16 protein-coding genes and 1 pseudogene are annotated in these 22,022 nt (G+C 71.0%); 8 read left to right on the forward strand and 9 right to left on the reverse strand.

The features are described 5' to 3' along the window. Positions 1-106: 106 nt before the first annotated feature. The 4 genes and pseudogenes from AC061S_RS03805 to AC061S_RS03820 form a co-directional block, all read right to left on the reverse strand. On the reverse strand, positions 107-295 hold the full coding sequence (locus tag AC061S_RS03805) for a hypothetical protein (RefSeq protein WP_478684374.1): 189 nt from the start codon (positions 293-295) through the stop codon (positions 107-109). Between the two features lie 28 nt (positions 296-323). Beyond that, a pseudogene (locus AC061S_RS03810) lies at positions 324-428 on the reverse strand (transposase family protein); the annotation flags it as partial. An 86-nt stretch (positions 429-514) separates the two neighbouring features. Next, positions 515-1,819, reverse strand: coding sequence for a PucR-like N-terminal domain-containing protein (locus AC061S_RS03815; RefSeq protein ID WP_478684375.1), 1,305 nt, complete (start codon positions 1,817-1,819; stop codon positions 515-517). 29 nt (positions 1,820-1,848) lie between these two features. Beyond that, the gene (locus AC061S_RS03820; protein WP_478684376.1) at positions 1,849-1,995 is read right to left on the reverse strand and encodes a hypothetical protein; all 147 of its coding nucleotides are present in this window, start codon (positions 1,993-1,995) and stop codon (positions 1,849-1,851) included. A gap of 260 nt (positions 1,996-2,255) precedes the next feature. Between AC061S_RS03820 and pgfA the strand changes: the two genes are divergently transcribed. The 7 genes from pgfA to AC061S_RS03855 all read left to right on the forward strand — a co-directional run bounded on the left by pgfA (position 2,256) and on the right by AC061S_RS03855 (position 12,086). Then, positions 2,256-3,251 (forward strand): cell envelope lipid trafficking protein PgfA, encoded by a 996-nt coding sequence (gene pgfA / locus AC061S_RS03825; protein WP_478684377.1) that lies wholly within the window; start codon positions 2,256-2,258, stop codon positions 3,249-3,251. A gap of 270 nt (positions 3,252-3,521) precedes the next feature. Beyond that, the gene (locus AC061S_RS03830; RefSeq protein ID WP_478684378.1) at positions 3,522-4,721 is read left to right on the forward strand and encodes a glycosyltransferase family 4 protein; all 1,200 of its coding nucleotides are present in this window, start codon (positions 3,522-3,524) and stop codon (positions 4,719-4,721) included. Next, on the forward strand, positions 4,718-5,449 hold the full coding sequence (locus AC061S_RS03835) for a class I SAM-dependent methyltransferase (protein ID WP_478684379.1): 732 nt from the start codon (positions 4,718-4,720) through the stop codon (positions 5,447-5,449). Before AC061S_RS03830 ends, AC061S_RS03835 begins: the two co-directional genes overlap by 4 nt. Next, the gene (locus tag AC061S_RS03840; protein WP_478684380.1) at positions 5,446-9,552 is read left to right on the forward strand and encodes an alpha-(1->3)-arabinofuranosyltransferase domain-containing protein; all 4,107 of its coding nucleotides are present in this window, start codon (positions 5,446-5,448) and stop codon (positions 9,550-9,552) included. Before AC061S_RS03835 ends, AC061S_RS03840 begins: the two co-directional genes overlap by 4 nt. 71 nt (positions 9,553-9,623) lie before the next feature. Continuing rightward, entirely contained in the window at positions 9,624-10,934 is a 1,311-nt protein-coding gene (locus AC061S_RS03845; protein WP_478684381.1) for a condensation protein, read from the forward strand. Next, positions 10,931-11,863 (forward strand): hypothetical protein, encoded by a 933-nt coding sequence (locus tag AC061S_RS03850; RefSeq protein WP_478684382.1) that lies wholly within the window; start codon positions 10,931-10,933, stop codon positions 11,861-11,863. Before AC061S_RS03845 ends, AC061S_RS03850 begins: the two co-directional genes overlap by 4 nt. Further along, complete coding sequence (locus AC061S_RS03855) at positions 11,847-12,086, forward strand: Trm112 family protein (protein WP_478684383.1); 240 nt, start codon at positions 11,847-11,849, stop codon at positions 12,084-12,086. Before AC061S_RS03850 ends, AC061S_RS03855 begins: the two co-directional genes overlap by 17 nt. 672 nt (positions 12,087-12,758) lie before the next feature. Here AC061S_RS03855 and AC061S_RS03860 read toward each other — a convergent pair. Both AC061S_RS03860 and AC061S_RS03865 read right to left on the reverse strand, forming a co-directional pair. Beyond that, on the reverse strand, positions 12,759-13,877 hold the full coding sequence (locus AC061S_RS03860; protein ID WP_478684384.1) for a fatty acid desaturase family protein: 1,119 nt from the start codon (positions 13,875-13,877) through the stop codon (positions 12,759-12,761). A gap of 7 nt (positions 13,878-13,884) precedes the next feature. Then, a complete protein-coding gene (locus tag AC061S_RS03865) occupies positions 13,885-14,940 on the reverse strand; it encodes a ferredoxin reductase (RefSeq protein WP_478684385.1) in 1,056 nt (351 codons plus the stop codon). An 87-nt stretch (positions 14,941-15,027) separates the two neighbouring features. On the opposite strand from AC061S_RS03865, the gene AC061S_RS03870 reads away from it, so the two are divergent. Continuing rightward, a complete protein-coding gene (locus tag AC061S_RS03870; RefSeq protein WP_478684386.1) occupies positions 15,028-16,167 on the forward strand; it encodes a PucR family transcriptional regulator in 1,140 nt (379 codons plus the stop codon). A gap of 449 nt (positions 16,168-16,616) precedes the next feature. Here AC061S_RS03870 and AC061S_RS03875 read toward each other — a convergent pair whose 3' ends face one another. The 3 genes from AC061S_RS03875 to AC061S_RS03885 all read right to left on the reverse strand — a co-directional run bounded on the left by AC061S_RS03875 (position 16,617) and on the right by AC061S_RS03885 (position 22,018). Further along, positions 16,617-16,943 (reverse strand): L-rhamnose mutarotase, encoded by a 327-nt coding sequence (locus AC061S_RS03875; protein WP_385335233.1) that lies wholly within the window; start codon positions 16,941-16,943, stop codon positions 16,617-16,619. Then, on the reverse strand, positions 16,940-20,155 hold the full coding sequence (locus AC061S_RS03880; protein ID WP_478684387.1) for a discoidin domain-containing protein: 3,216 nt from the start codon (positions 20,153-20,155) through the stop codon (positions 16,940-16,942). The genes AC061S_RS03875 and AC061S_RS03880 overlap by 4 nt, the downstream gene beginning before the upstream one ends. A 390-nt stretch (positions 20,156-20,545) precedes the next feature. Next, positions 20,546-22,018, reverse strand: coding sequence for a rhamnulokinase (locus AC061S_RS03885; protein ID WP_478684388.1), 1,473 nt, complete (start codon positions 22,016-22,018; stop codon positions 20,546-20,548). Between the last annotated feature and the right edge of the window lie 4 nt (positions 22,019-22,022).

Genomic DNA, 22,022 nt, shown 5'->3' on the forward strand with positions numbered 1-22,022 from the left:
CGGCCTGCGCCTCGCGCCGCTCCGCCTTCTCCGCGCCCCGGGCCGCGGTGTGCAGTGAGTGTTGGAAGGAAGCGATCTTCTCACCCATGATGCTGGTGGTGAGTTGCTACCGGCCCTTGCGGCCGGCTGCGGGTCTGCGGACCCGGATCTCGGTGCCGTCGATGATCCCGGTCCGCCCGCTGGCACCGAGAGGGTCGATGACCTCGGCAAGAGTACGAAGCCGGATGCCAGGCACGATGGTGCAGCCGCGCGTTGCGAGGAGGGGCCGCACCTCGCCGATGGGAACGGTCGACACCGAACCAGCAGGCCAGCACGTCGTGAGTGGCACCGTGGCGAAGCTGGACGAGCGTGGCCAGGAGCCGGTCGATAGAGACCAGCTGGTACTTTGCGCCTGCACCGACGGCCCGCTTCCGCGGCCGAGACTCCAGTCTCGCCTGGTGTCGTTCGTACCATAACGGACCTACCCTCGGCGGCGAGTTCGGCGATCACATCGGCCGACAGCCCTGTGATCCTCCTACTCGACTCCCGCCTGATGGCCCGTCATCAGATCGCGCAACGGCCCGACCGGCGAGAGCGGCGACTGCAGCTTTCGGGCGCGGAGCACCAGCTCCAGGGCGAAGCGCTGATCGTGGTCGTCCAGCGCGTCGCCCCACAGCTCCCTGAGCTGGCGCATCCGGTATCGGACCGTCTGGGGGTGGACGCCGATCCGCGCCGCCACCTCCGCCGCGCCGCCCCGCGTCTGGAGCCAGGCCAGCAGCGTGTCCGCGAGCCGGTCCGCCTGGCCCGGCCTGCAGGCAGCCAGTGGTGCGAGGCAGCCGGCGGCCAGATCGTCGATCAGTTCGGCGGGGGGCAGCAGGAGCAGCGCCGTGGTGTGCTCGGTGCAGTCGAGCACACCACGGGACGGCAGGGCCCCGGCCGTGATGAGGCCGACCGCCGTCTGCGCCCAGTGCAACGAGCGAGCCGCCTGGGCCAGCGGTACGGTCGGCCCCAGCGCGCCGCTCCACCCCGGGAGCGCCTGGCGCAGCGCGTCAGCCCGGCCGGCCTGAGCGGAGACCGGGACGACCAGCCGGGGCTGCTCGCTCTCCCAGTCGAGCAGGATGCCGGTGCCGAGGGCCGGCGGCAGGAGCGCGTTCTCGTTGCGGCTGAGAACTGCGATCGCGACCGTTTTCGGGAGCCGCCAGCCGATGTTGGCGGCGTACTGGGCCGTCGCCTCAAGGTCGGCGGGCTGGTCCGCGAGCAGTAACCCGACCAGGCGGCACTGGCGGCGGAGCCGTTCGCCGGCGGCCAGGGACTCGTTGCCGAGCTGGTCCCGGGTCGCCTCGCCGACGAGGGCCTCGATGTAGTCGAAGCCGGCCTCGGCCAGCTCGTACATCGCGGCGGGCGGGATCCCCACTCCGTCCGCGATCTCGGTGAGCCGGCGCCAGGACACCCTTGCCCCGAAGCGGTAGACCGCGCGCATGAAGTCGAGCGCCGGCCCGGGCAGGGTCTCGCACCGGTCGAGGGAGGCGGCGACCTCGCGGAAGCGTACGGCGCCGTCCCCCGAAATCTTCGGGCCGCCGGCAGCCCGGACGCTCTCGATGAAGGGGCCGAGGGCCAGTCTGATCCGGGTGAGGACCCCCGAGACGCCGTCGTCGTCGAAGATCTCCACGACCTGCGGGAACTGGGCGTGGATCTGCTGCATCACCTCGACCGAGAGCGTGGGGATCTCCGTGGAGGCGAGGCTGATGAACCGCTCGGTGTCGGCGGCGCTGACGGTGCTCCATAGCGAGGCCGACCGCGGTGCGGCGGCAGCCGGAGCGAATTCGGTTCGTACGCTCATGCGGGCAGCCTCCCTGGGGGTGCGCCGGATCAGCCGGTGAAGGATACGAGCGGCACGTCGGGTTGGGCGGGAGCGGCGGTCGTGAGAGCGACCAGACCAAGTACGGCGGCGACGGCGAGGAAAGCCCCCGTCGCGGCGGTGAGAACGACGGCGAGAACGGGGCGTCGGGTACGCATGGCTGCGGATTGTCCCTTCCGTAGGCCCCGAGCGAGCGGGGCGAAACGACAGGCGACACCATTCGCACCGGCCCGGTCCCGTGCCCGCACAGTTTTGCCCTGACGTTGACAATCCGTCAAGGGGGGACCTACGGTTCCGCGCTCAGGGGATGTACACGGGGCCTGCCTCACCATCGGCAGCCGTTGGGGACCTTTCGTCGCACCACCGCCTTCACCACGACTCGGTCTGCGTCCACCCAATCCCCTTACGGAGCGTAATCATGCCCGTGCCCACAGATCAGATCCTCGACCACCCCGCCGGGGAACTCCCCGGACCCACCCCGGTGCCCCGCCGCCTGTCCCGCACCGGCCTGGTGCTGACCGCCGTCGCGGCCTTCCTCCTGGTACTGGCGCCGCTACTGCACTGGTACGCGCTGCCGAACCTGCGCAAGACCCCGATCGACACCAACACCACCACCGTCTTCACCGGCAGCGGCACCGTCTTCGACACCAAGGCCGTCGCCGTGAGCCCGGTCCAGGACCTCACGCTCACCCGGCGGGTGCTGGGCAACGTCGCACTGAGCGGACCGACCCGCGCGGTGATGGACATCTCCACACAGATCGACACCGCCGCCACGCTCGGGCTCCACGACCCGCGCAAGTCCGTCCAGTGGACGGTGGAACGCTGGGTGACCGACCGCAGCACCAACCTGCCGCTGCACTCGCACGGCGAGAGCCCCGTCTTCTCCGGCGAGGCGTACCTGAAGTTCCCGTTCGGCCTGGCCAAGCGCCCCTACGCCTATTGGGACTCCACGCTGGGCGGCACCGTCACCCTCGACTTCCAGGGCACCACGACCGTGAACGGCCGGACCGGCTACCGCTACGGCGCCGTGCTCGGCGCGACCAAGGTCGGGACCCAGCAGGTCCCCGGCAAGCTGCTCGGACTGGCTGACCGCAGTCAGGTCGTCGCTGACCGGTACTACGCGAACAGCGGGTTCAGGGTGGTCGTGGACCCGGTCACCGGCACCGTGATGGACGCCCGTACGCAGCCGCTGGTGACCCTGCGGACCTCGGCGGAGGGTCCTGACCTGCTCGCCCTGCTGCGGGCGGATCTCACCATGACGGCGGAGAGCCGGGACGGCCAGGTGCGGACCGCGCAGGCCGCCGCCCGCAAGCTTGGACTGGTGGGCACCACCGCCCCCGTCGCGGCCGGCACCGCGGGCCTCGTGTGCCTGCTGGCGGCGGGCGTGCTGCTGCGCCGTCGCGCCTCGCGGTGACACCCGTCGCTCGCCGAAGTGACAGACAAAACATGTATTCCGCTTGAACCCGACCGGAATTTATCAATTTAGTGAGTAGTACCGGGCGGTAGCAACAGCCCACACTGGCGGCGCGCGCCATCCGCGCGCCGCCAGCCGCACATCCCCCGGTCCCTCCCGTGCGCCTGCCCCACCGGTCACCCCCCGGTCCCCTGAGCCATACCCGTCCCTGCCTGTCCCTGCCCCTCCCTGCCCTCACTGCCTTGAGCACCGCCCCTCCCAGGAGCTCCCATGGCACATCAGACATCCCCGCACCCACCTCCGGCCATGACGGCCGTGCAACCGTCGCCGGAGGTCCCACGCCGGATCACCGTCCTCGCCTGGCGCGACCTGGCCAACCCCGCCGCCGGCGGTTCGGAACTGCTCATCGACCGGCTGTCCTCCGGACTGGCCGATCGCGGGCACGAGGTCACCCTGCTCTGCGGGGGCCCGGAACCGTCCGTCGACCGCAACTACCGCGTGGTCTCCTCCGGCGGCACGTACGACCACTTCCTGCGTACCCCGGGCGCGTTCGGCCGCAGCGTCGGCGAGACCGACCTCCTGGTCGAGGTCTGCAACGGCGTCCCCTACCTGGCGCCGCTGTGGCACCGGGGACCGGTGATGTGCCTCGTCAACCACGTGCACACCGATCTCTGGGACCAGCGCCTGCCCGGACCGGTCGCCCGGGCCGGCCGGATGCTGGAACACCGGGCGCTGACCCGGACCCACCGCCGCAGCCTGATGGTCGCGGTGTCCCCGTCCACCGCCGAGGCGATGGCGCGGATCGGCGTACCGGCCGACCGCATCCATCTCGTCCCCAATGGGGTCGAGGCCCCCGCGCCGCTGCTCCCCGAATCCGACGAACCGCTGTTCACCGCCGTCGGCAGGCTGGTGGAGTACAAGCGGATCGACCTGCTGCTGCGCCTGTGGGAGCGGGTCCGCCCGATCACCGGCGGCAAGCTGGTCATCGTCGGCGACGGCCCGGAACGGGACCGTCTGGAGGCGCAGGCCGGGCCCGACGTGGTCTTCGCCGGGCGGGTCGACGAAGCCGAGAAGCACCGGCTGCTCTGCCGGAGCTGGCTGCTGCTGCACCCCTCCTCACTGGAGGGGTGGGGCCTGGTGGTCACAGAGGCCGCCATCCGGGGCACGCCCGCGGTGGGCTTCGAGATTCCGGGCCTGCGGGACTCCGTCGTCCACGGCCGCACCGGCCTGCTCGCCCGGGCGGAGAGCGGATTCGCTGCGGCCTGGTGCGCGCTGGCCCTGTCCGCCGAACGCCGCGCCGCGATGGGTTCGGCGGCCCGCCGCCACGCGGAGCAGTTCACCTGGGAGCACAGCGTCGACCGCTTCCAGGCCGCTGCCGCCGAGGCCGTGGCCGTGCATTCCTCCGGCCGGGCCGGGTCCGGACGCACCATGGCCGAGCCCCCGGCCCCGACCACGGCGGAGTGCTCGTGAAAGACCCCTCTCTGCGACGCTCCCTCGCGCTGTTCCGCGCCTTCCGTAGCGAGCAGAGCGACCCGGAGACGTTCTACTCGTTGCTGGCCGAGGACGCCGCCGACCAGGTCGAGCGGTACACGCCCCTGGCCGGGGCGGTGGTGGCCGATGTCGGCGGCGCCGCCGGCCACTTCACCGAGGCGTTCCGGGCCCGCGGTGCGCACGCCTTCCTCTTCGAACCGGACCTTGCCGAGCTGCACTCGCGCGGCGGACTCACACCCGACCACGCGGTCGTCGCGGACGGGTACTGGCTACCGCTCAGCGACGGCGCCACCGACGTCTGCTTCTCCTCCAACGTGCTGGAGCACGTGCCGGACCCGGAGACCTTCATCAGCGAGATGGTGCGGGTCACCCGCCCCGGCGGCCTGGTGTACGTCTCCTACACCAACTGGCTCTCCCCCTGGGGTGGCCACGAGACCTCGCCCTGGCACCTGCTCGGCGCCGACCGGGCCCGGCGCCGCTACCAGCGGCGCACCGGGCACAGTGCCAAGCACACCCTCGGCGAAAACCTCTACCGGGTGCACATCGGCCCGGTGCTGCGTCACGTACGCGGGCGCGACGATGTCGAGATCCTTTCCGCACGATCGCGCTACTGGCCGTTCCTGGCCGAGACCCTCGTCCGTATTCCAGGCCTGCGCGAGATCGCGTCCTGGAATCTTCTCCTGGTGATGCGGAGAACCTCCGAATGAGCGCCCCCACTCTGCAGCTCCCCGACGCGCCGCCCTCGAGGCCGCGCCCCGAGCCGCGTACCGGCCGCCGCTGGCTCGCCGCCTTCTGGCTGCTGGTCCTGTCCGCCTTCCTGGCTGCCGCGCCCGGGCGGATCGCCTTCGACACCAAACTCGCCGTCGCGCTCGACCCGGTGGGCTTCCTCGGCTCGCTCGGAACGATCTGGCAGAGCGAGGGCAGCTTCGGCGGTCTGTCCAACCAGTACGTCGGCTACGCCTTCCCGATGCTGCCGTACTACCTGATCACCGATCTGCTCCAGCTGCCGGTCTGGCTGGCGGAGCGGCTGTGGCTGTCGCTGGTGGTGACCGCCGCCTTCTGGGGCGCGTTGCGGCTCGCCGAACGCCTCGGGTACGGCTCCCGGCCGAGCCGGCTGCTCGGCGCGGCCTGCTACGCCCTGTGGCCGGTGTTCACCATCGTGGTGGGCTCCACCTCCGCCGCCGCGCTGCCCGGCGCAGTCCTGCCCTGGGTCCTGCTGCCGCTCACCCGCTTCGTCTCGGCGCGCGCCGCCGCACTCCGCTCCGCCCTGATCATCCCGCTCATGGGCGGCGTCAACGCGACCTCGGTCGCGGCCTCACTGCTTCCGGTCGGGCTCTACCTGCTCAGCCGGCCCGGGGGCAGCCGCAAGTGGCGCCTGATCGCCTGGTGGGTGCCCGGCGTGCTGCTCGCCACCGCCTGGTGGACCGTGCCGCTGGTGCTGCTCAACTCCTACGGCGCCGACTTCCTGCGCTACATCGAGCAGGCGTCCACCACCACTGCCACCATGTCGGCAACCGAGCTGCTGCGCGGGGCCGGGAACTGGGTGGCCTACCTGCACTTCGGCTCCGCCTGGCTGCCCGCCGGCTGGGACGTCGCGGCGAACGTGCTGGTGATCGCCTGCTCCGCGCTCGCAGCAGCGCTCGGCCTGGCCGGGCTCGCCCGCCGCGACCTCCCCGAGCGGCGCTGGCTGCTGCTGGTCGTCGGCACGGTCGCGCTGATCACCCTCGCCGGGTACGGCGGCTCCCTCGGGGCGCCCTTCCACAGCGCGGTGCAGCAGCTGCTCGACGGTGCGCTGGCGCCGCTGCGCAACATCTACAAGTTCCAGACCGGCCTCGCGCTGGCGCTGGCCCTGGGCCTGACGCACCTGTGCGGCCGGCCACTGCCCCGGGTGGCCGCCCGACCACGGCTGGTCCCGGCGCTGGTCGCACTCGCGGTACTGCCCGGCCTCGCGCTCCCCTACCTGAACGGCAACATCGTCCAACCGGGCTCCTTCAAGGCGCTGCCCTCGCAGTGGAAGCAGACCGCCGCGTACCTGACCGCAAAAGCATCCGACAGCCGGGCCCTGGTGGTCCCCGCCGACGCGCACGGCCTCTACACCTGGGGCTCGACCATCGACGAGCCGCTCGACGTGCTGGCGGACTCGCCATGGGCGCAGTACAACTTCGTGCCCTTCGGCCAGGCCGGCGAGCGACGCTACCTGGAGGCGATCCAGGAGGCGCTGGCGACCGGCACCCGGGTGCCGGGGCTCGGAGCCTTCCTGGAGCGGTCCGGCGTGCACCACCTGGTGGTCCGCAACGACCTCGACCCCGCGCAGGCCGGCCACATCCCACCGCAGACGGTGCGCGCCACCCTGCTGGCCTCCGGCTACGAGCGGGTGACCGGCTTCGGCTCCCCCATGACCTCCGGACAGCTCCCGCCCGACACCCCGGTCCAGGTCCAGGGCCTGTACCAGCAGTACGACGCGGTGGAGATCTTCGCCCCCACCGGTGGTGACGCCGCACCCGGCCGGGTCACCACCCGCCCGGTCGCCGACACCGCGGTGGTCAGTGGCGGCCCCGAGTCGCTGCTCCAGCTCTCCGCGAGCGGTACGGTGACGAACCGTCCGGTGATCCTCTCCGGCGACCCCCTGCCGGCCGGCACCAGCGCCGCGCTGCGGGCCACCGCCGACGGGCAGCGCCGGGGCGACACGCTCTTCGGCTTGGTCGACGGCAACAACTCGTACACCTACACAGCCACCGAGACCAACCCGGCGGACGCCGGCCAGGACCCCGGAGGCGCACCGAGGCAGATCCTGCCCTCGGGCCCGGCCGGTTCCACCGCCGAACAGACCACCTCGGTGATCGAAGGCGCCAAGTCGGTCACCGCCTCCTCCTACGGATCCTGGCTGTTCGCGCTGCCGCAGTACGACCCGGTCGGGGCCTTCGACGGGAACTCCGGCACGGCCTGGGCAGAGGGCAGCAGCGCGGACCCGGTGGGTCAGTGGCTGCGGATCGACTTCAACGGGTCGATGGACCTCCCCGCCACCCTCAAGGTCACCCCGCTGGCCGGGGGTTCCCTTCGGCCCACCATCACCAAGATGCGGATCACCACAGACCGTGGCTCGCAGGTGAGCGTGCTGCAGCCGCAGGCCGTAGCACAGGACGTCAACGCCCCGGCGGGGCCCGCTGCATGGGTCAAGATCACCATCGAGGGCGCCGTCACCGCCAACACCGGCGTGGGCGGGGCCGGATTCTCGGAGATCTCGATCCCCGGCGTCAAGGCCACCCGTGTGCTGTCCCTCCCGGCTGCTACGGCCGACACCTACTCGCTGCACCGCACCCTCGACCTCGGCGGATCCCAGTCGGGCAGCATCGAGACCGGGCTCAACCGTCAACTCACCACCGATGCGGGAGCCTTCACGGTCACCGGCAGCGCCGTCGCCCTCCCCGGCCCGGCCCTGGACGCCCTGTTGGACCAGGTCGCCCCCGGCCGGGCCACCGGGCGGATCGGCGTCGAGGCCGACTCCACCACCTCCGGCAGCCCACGCAATCTGCTCGACGGCGACCTCACCACTGCCTGGATCGCGGGCGGCAAACCCACCGTCCGCCTCGCCTGGCAGGGCAGCCGCAGCATCGACCAGCTGGTGCTCGGTGCCGCTGGTGGTCTCTCTTCCCGGCCGACCCAAGTACAGCTCAGCACTCCGACCGACGCCGTAAACGCGGGGGTGGACGCCAACGGCCTGGTCCGGTTCGCCCCGCTGACCACCGACCAGCTGACGATCACGGTCACCGCGACCGCCCCCGTCCTCGTCCACAACCCGCTCGCCGGGCAGAACCTCCAGCTGCCGGCGGGCCTGAGCGAGGTGCACATCCCGGCCCTGGCCGACCTGATGATCCGCCAGGAGTCCCCGGACACCCAGGGCTCCGGCTTCACTCTGCCCTGCGGCAAGGGCCCGGTCGTCACCGTGGACGGAGTCGCCCAGCAGACCTCCGTGTCAGGCACGGTCGCGTCCCTGCGGAACCGGCACCCCGTCACCGTGAAGCTGTGCCCGGCCACCGAGCCCACCCTGGCGCTCGGCCAGGGCGAGCACCGGGTGTCCTCCTCCGACGACGGCGCGCTGGCCGTCACCGACCTCACCCTCTCGGCCCGCGCCGCCGGCCCGGCCGCCGATCCCGGTTCGCGGCGGACGGTGGAAATCCTGTCCTGGTCCGGGGACGAGCGCAGGGTACGGATCGGCGAAGGTGATGCCGCCTACGTCCAGGTGCACGAGAACGCCAACTCCGGCTGGCGCGCGACCCTGAACGGCAAGCCGCTGCAGTCCGTCCGGCTCGACGGCTGGCAGCAGGGCTACGTGGTCCCGGCGGGCACCGGCGGAACCGTACTTCTCTCCTATGCCCCCGCCGCCACGTACGACCTCGGGCTCGTCCTCGGCGGCCTCGCCCTCCTGGTGCTCGCCGGGATGGTCGTGGTGCCGGCGCTGCGGCGTCGTAGCGGCCTGCCTGACGTCCCCGGTGCGCAGGACTGGGACGCGGCCGACGCGCCCCGGTGGCTGCTGGGCATGGTCTTCCCGCTGCTGGTCCTCGGCGTCGTCGGCGGTCCGCTCGCACTGCTGCCGCTGCCGCTGATCCTGATCGCGTTCCGGTGGCCGAACCTGCTGCAGTACGTCGCCGGGGCGGCCATGGCCGGCGCCGGCCTGCTGGCGGTCCTCGCGCCCCCGACCGGGGCGTTCGCCCCGACCGCCCAGGTTCTCGCGCTGCTGGCTGTCGCCGCCGCGCTGATCACGGTGGACGGCCAGGCCACTGCGCCCCGGCACCGGGCCGAGGCTCCGTGACCCGCCCGTCCTTCGCCGCCCCTGCCGCCCGGACCCCGTCCGGGCGGCAGGGGCGCGTCCCCTTCCCCCCGATGGACGAGTACTCACGCCACTTGCTCCAGGAGCACCTGGACGCGGACACCGTCCACGTGGAGGCGCACCTCCCCGGCACCGTCGACGTCGAGCGGCTCCGGGCCGCCTTCACCCGGACCCTGGCCGGCCACCCTACGCTCCACGTAAGGCAGTCCAACTCCCGTTGGTGGCACCGTCGTTACTACTGGGAGCCGGCACCGGTCAACCCCACCGTCGTGGCCGCCACCGCCGACCTGGACACCACCCGCCACCGCGCCCTCACCGAATCGCCCCCGCTGACGGCCGGCCCACCACTCCGGCTGGAGACCGCACCCGCACCCGGCGGCGGCACCGCCCTGCTCCTGACGGCGGCACACACCCTCGCGGACGCCGGCACCTGTCTTCGGCTGCTCTGCGACCTCGCCGACCACTACTCCGGCACCCCGGGCGGGGGGCGCTCGGTCCGTTCGGCCGGGGAACGCTCCGTCGGTGCAACCGGGGAACGCTCCATCGGTGCAACCGGGCAGCGCTCCGTCTGCCCGGGCGGGCAGCGCTCCGCCGGTTCGGCCGACGCCTCCGCAGCAGCCACCGGTCGGGGCGGCCGCCCAGTGCGCATCGCGCCCGCCGCAAGCCCCTCTCCCGGCACCGGTGTCCACCTCAGCGTGCTCCCGCTCCCCCGGACCGGCGCTCACCGCCCCCGCCCGACCGTCAACGACCTGCTCTTGACGGCGGTTCAGCTGACCCTGGCCGATTGGAACCACCGGCACGGCCACCCCACCGGCCCGATCCACCTGTCGATGCCGATCGACGACCGCCCGTACGGGCCACTCGCCCCCGGCGCCCCCATGGGCAACCACAACCACCTGGCAACCATCCGAGCCGGTACACCCGCCCCCGACGCCGGTGCCACCACGCTGCTGGGCCGGATCAGCGCGCAGACCCGCGCCGCCAAGGCCGCCCCCGTCACCGGTGGCGGCCTCGTCGCCGGCCTGGTCAGCACTCCCTGGCTGCCCGCCGGCGCCAAGGCCCCGCTGACCCGGGCGCTGCGCCGCGTCGCCGCACCCTGGACGTCCACCGCCCTGGTCAGCAACCTCGGCCGGGTCACCCACCCGCTCGACTTCGGCCCCGCCGGCCCGGCCGACGCACTGTGGTTCTCGGCACCCGTACGGATGCCCCGCGGACTCTCCGTCAGCGCCCTCACCCTCGACGGCCGCCTCCACCTCGCCGTCCGCCACTGCCATCAGCTGCTCGACCAACCCGCCGCCGCCGAGCTCGCCCGGCGCTGCGCCGAGAACCTTGACGCACTGGCGCGGGAAGGACGACGCCGATGATCCTCGGCGTCGCGGTCGCCCTGCTCGCCAACGCCCTCTACAGCGCGGGCTTCGTCCTCGAGAAGCGCGCGCTGGCCGCCCTCCCCGCGCTGGACCCCCGCCGCCCGCTGCACCTGGTCCGGGCGCTGGCCTCCAGCCCCGGCTGGCTGCTGGGCTTCACCGTGCTGGGCCTGGGCTTCGGCGCCCAGCTGAAGGTCTACCAACTGCTCCCGATCGCCGCCGCCCAGGGGGTGTTCCTCTCCGGGACGGTGCTCCTGATCGCCCTCTCTGCCGTCGCACTGGGCGAGCGCCCGGGCCACCGGGAACTCCTCGCCACCGGCGTCATCCTGCTCGCCCTACTCGCCGTCATCGGCTCGCTCGGCGACGGCGGCGCCGACAACCGGGTGGGAGCGGCGGCACCCGTCCTGCCCCTGCTCGCCGTCTGCCTCCCCTGCCTCGCCTTCGGACTCCTGCTGTTCCTCGCCTCGCTGCGCCGAGCCGGCCGCCGGCACCGCCGCAGCAGCTCCGGCGTACCGTACGGCGTCGCCCTCGGGCTGCTGTACGGGGTGAGCTCACTCGCCATCAAGGGCACCTCGGCCGTGCTCGCCGACCGATCGGTCACAGCAGCCCTGCCCGAGCTCCTGCGCGGACCCCACCCCTGGCTGCTCGTCGCCACCGGAGCAGCCGGTCTCGCCCTGTCCCAGACCGCGCTCCAACGCCACCGAGCCTCCGTGATCGTCCCGGTCACCACCACCGTATCCAGCGTCTTCACCGTCATCGCGGGCACCGTGGTCTTCGACGAACACCTCCCCACCGACCCACTCCGGCTGGCGCTGCGCCTCGGCGGCACCGCGCTCGCCGTCCTCGTCCTGCTCACCCTCCCGCGCCACGACGAACCGTCACCCGCCCCGACCCGCCAAGGAGAACCCCGCCGTGCAACAACCCACTGAGCCCGACCCTCGCCTCCTCCCCCTCCTCGCCTGCCCCGTGGACAAAGGCCCGCTCGTCCACGTCCCCGAAGACGAACTCCTCTACAACCCCCGCCTACGGCGTAGCTACCCGATCCGCGACAACCTCCCCTACCTGCGCCCGCTCGACGCCCTCACCCTCGACAGCGTCCGGCACCAGGAGCTCCTCTCCAGAATCGCGAAACGCGTGCCTCCCGCCTCGTGAGGGGCAACCGACTCCGGCCTGGGGCTCCGACGCGCTGGACCGGGCCAAGGACGCGGCCGAGCTCCTCCCGGAGTCCGAATGACTGCGCAAGACGTCCTCGAATCTCTTCCTGACCGACGGCACCGTCATCGGGCGAGCACTGATCCAGTTCGGCGACACCGCCGAAGGCTTCACGTCCAACCTGACCGTCTACTTCCCCACCGCATGCCCCGACGACGTCCTGGACCACCACCTGCTGCACTACGCCGTCGAATTCCGGAACTGGATCGTCGCCGCGGCGGCAGCTATCGCCTGAGCACCGCGTCCGGACGTCGGCCTTCGGAGCCCATTGCAGCCGATCGGCCGACGTCCAGCCCCCAGACGCACGCCTGCCGACCACATCAGCAGCGCAGACCAACCCCACATCGGCATGCGCGGCGCAGCCCCCGGTCGACACCGACAGCGGCATGGACTTCGGCGTGACCTGCCCGCCTCACCGTGAGATCGGGACAACCGCTTCTCTGCCGCGCAACATGATCAGCACCAGACCCGAGCCTGGACAGCGGACAGACGTAACTCTGTCCATGTCTTCGGCTCAGGTCTGATGTCGCGGCCGCCCACCGTCCGCAACGGATCTCACCGAGCCCGGTGGTGCCGCCGGTACGGCCTAAGGATCTGAACCAGTACCGGGAATCAGGCCGCGACGAGCTCCTGCTCGCGGTCCGGCGTCTTGACCTTGGGCTTCTTGTTCGGCAGCGAGAGCCGGAAGACCTTGTGCCAGGCGGAGAACACCTGCTTGGGCAGCGGGCCGGTGACGTACTCCAGCTCGTACTTTTCGAACAGCGCGCGCACCTTCACCGCGACCTCGGCGTACCGGTTGCTCGGCAGGTCCGGGAACAGGTGGTGCTCGATCTGGTGCGACAGGTTGCCGGTCATGAAGTGCATGGCCCTGCTGCCGCTGATGTTCGCCGAGCCCATCATCTGGCGCAGGTACCACTGGCCGCGCGTCTCGCCCTTGATCGACCGGCGCTCGAAGACCTGTACGCCCTCGGGGAAGTGCCCGCACATGATCACCGAGTGGGACCAGATGTTGCGGACCAGGTTCGCGGTGAACGTGGCGGCGAGCGTGGGGAGGAACGACGGGCCCGACAGCAGCGGGTGGATCACGTAGTCCTTGAGCACCTGCTTGCGGATCTTGCGGCCCACGGCCTTGGCCCGCGCGCGGAACTCCGGGCTCTTGCGGCGGCGCTTGTGCAGGTTCTTGCCGAGCTCCAGGTCGTACGCTGCGATGCCGTACTCGAAGAAGCAGGCGTTGAGGAAGTTCCACAGCGGCTGGCCGAGGTGGAACGGGTGCCACCTCTGGTCCTCGTCGACGCGCATGATGCCGTAGCCGAGGTCGTTGTCCTTGCCGATCACGTTGGTGTACGTGTGGTGCAGTTCGTTGTGCGAGTGCTTCCACTGCTCGGACGGGGAGACGTGATCCCACTCCCAGGTGGTGGAGTGAATCTTCGGGTCCCGCATCCAGTCCCACTGGCCGTGCAGGATGTTGTGGCCGATCTCCATGTTGTCCATGATCTTTGCCACGGACAGACCGGCGGTGCCGAGCAGCCACGCGGGCGGGAAGATCGAGAACAGCAGCACGCCCCTGCTGACCAGCTCGAGCTTGCGCTGCGCCGAGATGACCTTACGGATGTAGGCGGCGTCCTTCTCGCCGCGGCCGGCGATCACCTCGTCGCGGATCGCGTCCAGCTCGCGGCCGAGCTCCTCGATCTGCTCCGCGGTCAGGTGGGCGGTGGGGTCGATGGCGGTCAAGGTGCTCCTACCGTTCGATGTCGCAAGGGCCCGCCGCGGCGGACACGCAGGTCTGGATGAGGACGCCCGGCTCGGCCTCGGTGATCTCGCCGGTGCGCAGGTCGCGGACGGCGCCCGACTTGAGCGGCGTGACGCAGCCGAAGCAGATGCCCATGCGGCACCCGGAGGGCATGAGCACGCCGGCCTCCTCGCCGATGTCCAGCAACGGCGTGGCGCCGTCCGCGTCGACGGTCTTGCCGGTGGCGCTGAACGTGACCTCGCCGCCGTCGCCGGCGACGACGATGCCGGGGCGGAAGCGTTCGGTGTGCAGGCGCTCTTGAACGCCGTGCCCGGTCCAGTGCTCTTCGGCGGCGTCGAGCAGGCCCGCGGGTCCGCAAGCCCAGGTCTCGCGCTCGGCCCAGTCGGGCACGAGTTCGGCGAGACAGGCGATGTCGAGCATGCCGTCCGTGTCGGTGTGCAGCTCGGTGAGACGCAGCTTCTTGTCCGCGACCAGGTCGTGCAGCTCATTGCGGAAGATCACGTCTTGCGGCTGTGGCGCGGAGTGGACCACGACGACGTCGTCGAACTCGACGTCGCGCAGCATGCCCATCACGGGCGTGATGCCGCTGCCGGCCGTCAAGTAGAGCACTTTGGCGGGCTTGGCCTGTGGCAGCACGAAGTCACCGGTCGGCTGGTCGAGCTGGATCAGCGTGCCCGGTTTCGCCCTGCGGACCAGGTGGTTGCTGACCTTTCCGTCCGGGATCGCCTTCACTGTGATCGTGACGCGGCCGTCCTGGCGGTTTGTCGGCGAGGTGAGCGAGTAGGCACGCCACAGGCGCACCCCGTCGACGTCGACCCCGATCCGCACGTACTGACCGGCCGTGTGGCCGCGCCAGCCCCGTCCCGGCCTGATCACGATGGTCGCGGCGTCACCCGTCTCGGGGTGCACGGCCTCGATGCGCCCACGCAGGTCGGCGCCCGCACGCAGCGGGCTGACCAGGTCGAGGTAATCCGACGGCAGCAGCGGCGTCGTGACCATCTCCAGCAGTTTCCACGCCCTACTGCGGAGGGCTGCACTCGTCATGACTCCAGCTTGATGCGCCTCAGGACGTAAAGTCCTGTCCGCAGGACGTAAATCTGGTCGGCCGAATTGTTCGCAAGGAACAAAAATATGAGCCATGCAATCCGGAGGGCCACCGAACTGGCCCTGGATGAGACGACGGTCACAGCACTTCGGGCCGCGCTGAAGACCACCGCCGACGAGGTCGTCCAGGCGATCATCGACGAGGTCCCGTCCTACGCCAACGCCCTTTCGGGCCGCATGGGCGGCACCATCCGCCGAGCCGTCCGCACCGCCCTGGGGCACTACCTGGACCTCGCGAGCGGAAACGCCACGGGCGGCGACGGCGACGACGCGGCTTACGAGCTGGGCCGCGGCGAAGTGCGCGACGGCCGTTCGATGGACGCCCTGCTCAGCGCCTACCGCGTCGGAGCACGCGTGGCCTGGCGATGCCTGGCAGCGGGTGCCGTACCCGCAGGTCTGCCCGCCGCCGAGGTCGCCAAGTTCGCCGAGCTGACCTTCGCCTACATCGACGAGCTCTCCGCCGCGAGTGCCGCGGGCCACGCCGACGAACTGGCCGCCCGGGGCAGGGCCCACGAGCGCCACCTGGAACACCTGGCCCGCGATCTCCTCGCCGGCGCGAGCACGGACGTGCTGCTTGGCTCTGTTCAACGGGCCGGGTGGCAGCCTCCGGTTTCGCTGACCGCGGTCCTGCTGCCCGCCGCCCAGGCCCGGCCTGCCTACCGCGCGCTCGACCCGAGCACCCTCGTCCTCGATGATCTGCCGGACGTCACCGGTGTGCTGCTCGTCCCCGATGCCGACCGATCACATCTCTTGCGGCAGCTGACCGACCGCACCGCCGTAGTCGGCCCGGCCCGGCCATGGACTCGTGCGTCCGCCTCGTACGCACGAGCCGTACGCGCGCGCTCCCTCTCCTCTGATATTCGCGACACCGAGGACCACCTGCCCGAGCTGGTGCTGAGCGCTGACGCGGACGCGTTCGCAGACCTGCGTGCCCGAGCCCTCGCACCGCTGCGGACCTTGCCTGCCGCGACCGCACGGCGGCTGGAGGAGACGTTGCGGGCGTGGCTGCTGCACCAGGGCAGGCGGGACGAGGTGGCGGCGGCGTTGTTCGTCCATCCCCAGACAGTCCGGTACCGGATGTCGCAGCTGCGGGAGCTGTTTCCGGATCTCGCATCGCCACAGCGGGTCCTTGAACTGACGCTGGCGGTCGGTCTTCGGGTCAGCTGATCTTGGATGCCGGACAGGCCGCAGTTCATCCCCCTGCTCGCGAGGGTAAAGGTGCGTGCGGTGCGCTGAGTGGGGTGGAGCCAGTGTCGGCCGTCCGGGTCGGTCCACACGGGTAGGACGCGGATGCTTGGGTCGCCGAGACGGGTGGCGAGGAGTTCGCTGCTGTACGTCGAGTTCGTGAGGGGGTGCAGGTTGGTCCCGGTCCGGTGCGTGCGTAGGGCGACGAGGTCGCCCAGGCCCTGCTCGGCGTTTTCGTCCGCCCCGCGGCGTACGTCGTTAGCGGCGGTATAGGTGTCGCTGTAGACGGCGTCGACGTGGAGCTGGAGTTCCTCGGGGACCGCGATGGGCCCGGTCAGGGTGGCCAGGTGTTCGTGGGTGCGGGGCAACAGGCTCGCGTCGTACACCTGCCCCCAATGGCGAAGGACGGGTCGGTTGTCCTTTGCGGGTGATCAGTCCAGGTGGAACACCTCCGTCAGCGGTGCCATCGCCTGGTCAGCCGGCGTGCCGTCCAGGTACTGGAAGTAGCGGGACATCTCGGCCTGCCAGCGGGCGTTGACCTCGGTGGCGGACATCGCCTCGCGGGCGCGATCGAAGTCCTCGGTCTCCAGGTAGCCGACGAGCAGGCCGTCCGGGCGCAGGAACAGGGAGTAGTTGGTCCAGCCGGTGGCCCGGAGGGCATCGAGCATCTCCGGCCACACCTGGGCGTGGCGCTCGCGGTACTCGTCGCCGAGTTCGGCCTTCACCTGGAGCAGGAAGCAGATCCGGTGCTTCGTCATGAGACACCGATCCCCGCCAGCTGCATGTAGTACACGCCGAACTGGTCGGCGGTGAGCGTGGTGCCGGTGACCTTCACGTACCGGGCGGTGGTGGCGGCGAAGGCGAAGGAAAGGCCGCCGGCTCCGGGGCGCGGGTACGAGCTCCTCGACACCACGGTGGTCCAGTTCGTGCCGTCGGTCGAGAGCTGGACGGTGAAGGCCGACGGGAAGCCGCGCCCGGTGTTCGGGATGTCGTCGCGGGGGTACAACGTGACCTGGCTGATCCGTGACGGGCCGCCGAGGTCCACCCGCGCCCACTGCGTGGTGTTCGGGGAGCCGGCCCCGGCGCTGCTCCAGCCCGAGGAGTTCCACAGGTCGGTGTGATGGGTCCCGTTGGTGAGGTTGGCGGTCAGCCAGCCCTCCTTGCGGTACTCGACCGAGCTGGAGGTGGTCGCCGTGCGGCCCAGTGCCAGATCTCCGCCGACAGCCTCGATCTCCGCGAACTGCATGTGGAAATTACCGAACTGATCTGTCCTCAGGTTGGTCCCCGTCACCTTCACGTAGCGCGCGTTGACCGTCGCGAACGGGAAGGTCTGCGCCGTGGCGCCGGGCCTCGCGTACCCGGTCCGGGTGCTGACCGTGGTCCAGTTCGTGCCGTTGGTGGAGGTCTGGATGGTGAAGTCGACCGGGAAGCCCCGACCGGCGTTGGCCCCGTCGCTGCGCGGGTAGAGGTCCACCCGGCTCACCGGCCGGGTCGAGCCCAGGTCCAGCCGCACCCACTCGGTGTGGTTGGTGGCGATACTGCCGGAGCTGCTCCACCCCGCAGCGTTCGGCGCCGACGGCCGCTGCCCATCGACCGCCGAGCGGATGCCCCAGCCGTCGGCCTCGTACGAGCTGGAGGCGGTGACGGCGGCACTCTCGGCCGGGGCGAGAGAGGTCGGCATGATCCGGGCGTTCCAGAACTTCGCGCTGGCGCCGCCGGTGACCAGACCCACGGCGCCTGCGGTGAACGCCGCGTCGGTGACGGTCAGCACCGGCGCCTGCCCGGTCCCGGAGTACACCTTCAGTGCGTTCCCGCGCGCCACTACGCGCAGGCGGGTGCGCTGCCCCGACACGTAGCCGGGCACGGACGCCGAGCCGATCCTTGTGCCGCTGCGGTAGACGAACACCTGGCCGTTGTCCCGCTGGGCGATCAGGTAGCCGGAGTCCAGGTCCGTGCCGTTGGCCGAACGCACCATCAGACCGGCCCAGTTGGTGCTTCCGCCGGACGAGCTCACTCCGGTGATCTGCAGGTCCACGCCGACCGAGACGTCGGTGTAGCCCCGGCCGCGCAGGTAGGAGACGTGCCCCCACGCCGACGCGTCGGTCTGCGTGTACTGGGCGCCGCTGGTCGACCAGGTCCCCCGGGTGTGGGTCCAGAAGTGATCGCCGCCACTGAAGTCGTCCGTGAACGGCAGCGCCAGGTCACCGGACGCCGCGGCCAGTTCGTCGAGGAGCTGCTTGTGCCGGCCCTCGACGTTCCACCCGGAGTGGTCGTACGCCGTCGGGTTGGTGATCAACGTCTCGGCCAGGGTGCGTGCCGCCTGCGGCTTGACCGCGGCCAGCTGCTGCAGCAGTTCGAAGTCCTGCAGGCCCGCGGTCTGAGCTTCGCTGCGGAGGCTGTCGTAGATGCCGTAGGCGGCCTTGTTTGGATAGACCAGCCAGTGGTCGCCGGTCTGCGGTGTGTTGAAGGTGTCGGCGGCCGGGTACGGCTCGCTGAAGTCGTCGTGCCAGTAGTTCCAGCCCCAGTGCAGGTAGCCCTCGCCGCCGATCTTCCAGGTCAGCCAGGGGAGGAGCCTCGTCCCGCTGAGGTAGTTGCTGGTGAAGCGGTTCATGTACGAGCCCTGCGGGAGGATGCAGCTGTACAGCCACAGGTCCTTCCCGCTGATCCGGTAGCTCTGATAGAGCGCGACGTTCGCGTCGTAGTTCGACGAGAGCGGGGTCTGCGTCGACAGGTGAGCCGCATTCCCCGTGAAGGTGGTCAGCTGCGCCTCGTTGGTACGCGGGTTCGGGAAGTACTGCTCGTAGAGGGTGTAGAGCCAGTTGGCAGCCGTGGCCTGTTGCGTGGTGGTGGGCTCGTCCAGGGCGCTCATGTAGAAGTTGTTCGTCCAGCCCTTGGCATCCAGGTGCGCCTTCAGCGCCGGGAAGAACTGTTTCAACCAGTTGTTGGTGTCCGGGCAGCCATTGGCCGGAGCGGAGTTGGGCCGGCAGAGCGCGTGCTTGACCGCGCCGCTGACGCCGTTGGCCGGCACCAGGGTGTCGAGGTACGGAGCGGAGGCGGGCGGCTCCAGCAGGGTCGGGGTGTAGAGGTACTGCATGGCCCCGGCGCTGACGAAGAGGTTGACGAACCGGTCGAAGGTGGACCAGCCGAAGGTGAAGCGGCCCGCGGCGTCGACGGTGGTGTCCGGGATCAGCAGGGCCACCGCGTCGGCGTAGATCACGTTGTTCCGGTGCCGCGCCATGTTCGCCGCGATGTTGGCCTCGACGGTCCACCAGTTGGCGTCGTACATCTGCACGCCGTACACGTTCGGGATCGACGCCTCAGTGCCCGCGTAGTCCCAGCCCGCCGAGGAAAACCAGTTGTTCATCTTGAACGTGGACTGCGAGGTCGGCGGGATCGTGGCGCTGTACACGGTCACCGACACCGGCACCGTGACGGCGCCCAGGCTGCTGTTCACCCTGGCGCTGCCGATGTAGACGCCCGGCGCCTGACCGGCCGGCACGTAGACCTGGTAGTAGGTGGCGTACGTGGTGTTCGCCGCCACCGACTGCGGACTGTTGTTCATCAGCGCGTCGTAGTAGGCGATCCCACCGTCGGGCGGGTTCTGGACGTTGCCGACCTTCTGGATGCTCGGGTGGTTGTACTCGTAGCGCGTGGTGATGTTCGCGGCGGGAATGAGCGCGCCGCCGGGGCCGGTCAGCGCCCCGGCGGTGACGGACACCCCGGTCTGCGCCGAACCGGACCGCACCAGGATCTGCGCCGCCTCGTAGGCGTTGCGGGCCGCGTACAGCTCGATCCCGGTCGGCGCCCCGCCCGGCGGGGTGGTCGAGGTGAAGGGCCGGTCGGTGGCGTCCAGGATCCACACGGTCGGCCCGGCGGCAGCGCCGGCCTGAGGCGCGGCGACGGCCAGCGGCACTGCGGACAGTGACAGCGCTAGGCACACCAGGAGACGCAGGGATCTGCGGCGACGCATGCGCATGGAAACCCTCCGAACTCTGAGAAATGGCTTCGAGAGCCGAACAGGCCTTTTTTCTAAACCTGTTCGGGTCGCCCGCAATTGTTTTGCGGCGCGATTTTCGGTCGACGCGGGGCCTCGCTGTTCGGAGTCCCGGTGACGGCGTGCGGGCAGCTCACAGTAATGACAGCGAGGTCGGGGAGACACGAAGGGCAGCCGCTGGTCGCGCGATCGCATCGGGAATATGCGCACCCGGCCACCTGACGACCAGCACGTTGCCCTTCGGTAAATGGAGTATTTCCAGAATTACGATCCACAACCATGCGCACTTGAGCAATATTTGACCGATCGTCACAGTCTGCACGACGGGACGGGAGGTGACACCGCGTCCATGCCATGCAGCTCAGGTCAGGCGAGCCCCACGCGGGCTGCGGCGACGTCCCACGCGCGGATGTCTCCGGCGGGCTCGTAGCGCCGCAGGTGCTGGGTGCGGGCTACCAGGCGACGCATGGCGCCGCGGTCCTCGACCAGGCCGTGGGTGCGGGCCTGGACGAGGATGTTGCCGATGGCGGTGGCCTCGGCGGGGCCGGCGATGACGGGCAGGCCGGTGGCGTCGGCGGTGAGCCGGCACAGCAGGGCGTTGCGGCTGCCACCGCCGACGAGATGCACGGCGCGGATCGTGCGGCCGGTCAAATGAGCGGCCTGGAACAGGGTGTGACGGTGCGCCAGGGCCAGGCTCTCCAGGATGCAGCGGACGACGGCGCCCTGATCCTCGGGCAGGTGCTGGCCGGTGCGGGCGCAGTGCTCGGCGAGGCGGGCCGGCAGGTCGCCGGGGGCGAGGAACTCGGGGGCGCCGGGGTCGACGAGCGCCGCGAACGGGCGGGCGGCGGCGGCGCGTTCGAGCAGCTCTGGCAGGTGGTGCCGCTCGCCACGGGCGCGCCAGGTGCGCTGGCTCTCGCTGAGTAGCCACAGGCCCATGACGTTGCGCAGGTAGCGGACGGTGCCGTCGATACCGAGTTCGTTGGTGAAGTTGGCGGCGCGGGAGGCGTCGGTGAGGACGGGCGCGTCGAGTTCGAGGCCGGCGAGCGACCAGGTGCCGCAGGAGATGTAGGCGAAGTCCTCGGTGCCGGCGGGGACTGCGGCGACCGCGGAGGCGGTGTCGTGGGAGGCGACCGCGACTACGGGGGTGTCGGGGCGCAGGCCGGTGGCGGCGGCGACGTGCGAAAGGACGGTGCCGGCGTGGTCGCCGGGGCGGCGCAGTGCGGGCAGGAGGGCCGGGTCCAGGTTGAGCGCGGCGAGGACCGGGGCGGACCAGGCGCCGGTGCGGGCGTCGTACAGGCCCGTGGTGGAGGCATTGGTGACCTCTGCGCCGACGGTGCCGGTGAGCCAGTGGGTGATCAGGTCGGGCAGCAGGAGCAGGGTACGGGCGCGGTCGAGGTGCTTCTCGGCGGCGAGCTGGAAGATCGTGTTGAACGACAGGTGCTGAAGGCCGGTGATCCGGTACAGCTCACGGGCCGGGAGGCGGCACCAGACGGCCTGGACGGCGGCGGCGCCGCGCGGGTCGCGGTAGTGGAACGGGTTGCCGAGGAGCGCGCCGTCGGCGTCGAGGAGCCCGTAGTCGACGGCCCAGCTGTCGATGCCGACGGAGGCGAGGTCCCAGCGCGCGGCGGCCTCGCGGAGGCCGTCCAGGACGCCTTGGTACAGGCCGAGGGCGTTCCAGTGCAACCCGTCCGGGAGTTGGACGGGAGTGTTGTCGAAGCGGTGGGTCTCGGTGAGGTCGAGGCGGTCACGGCCGACCCGGCCGACGAGCACCCGTCCGCTGGTGGCGCCGAGGTCCGCCGCGGCGAAGGCGGCCGGGGTGTGTGGGGTGCGGGGCGTCACGGCC

Source organism: Streptomyces sp. CA189 (assembly GCF_056428985.1).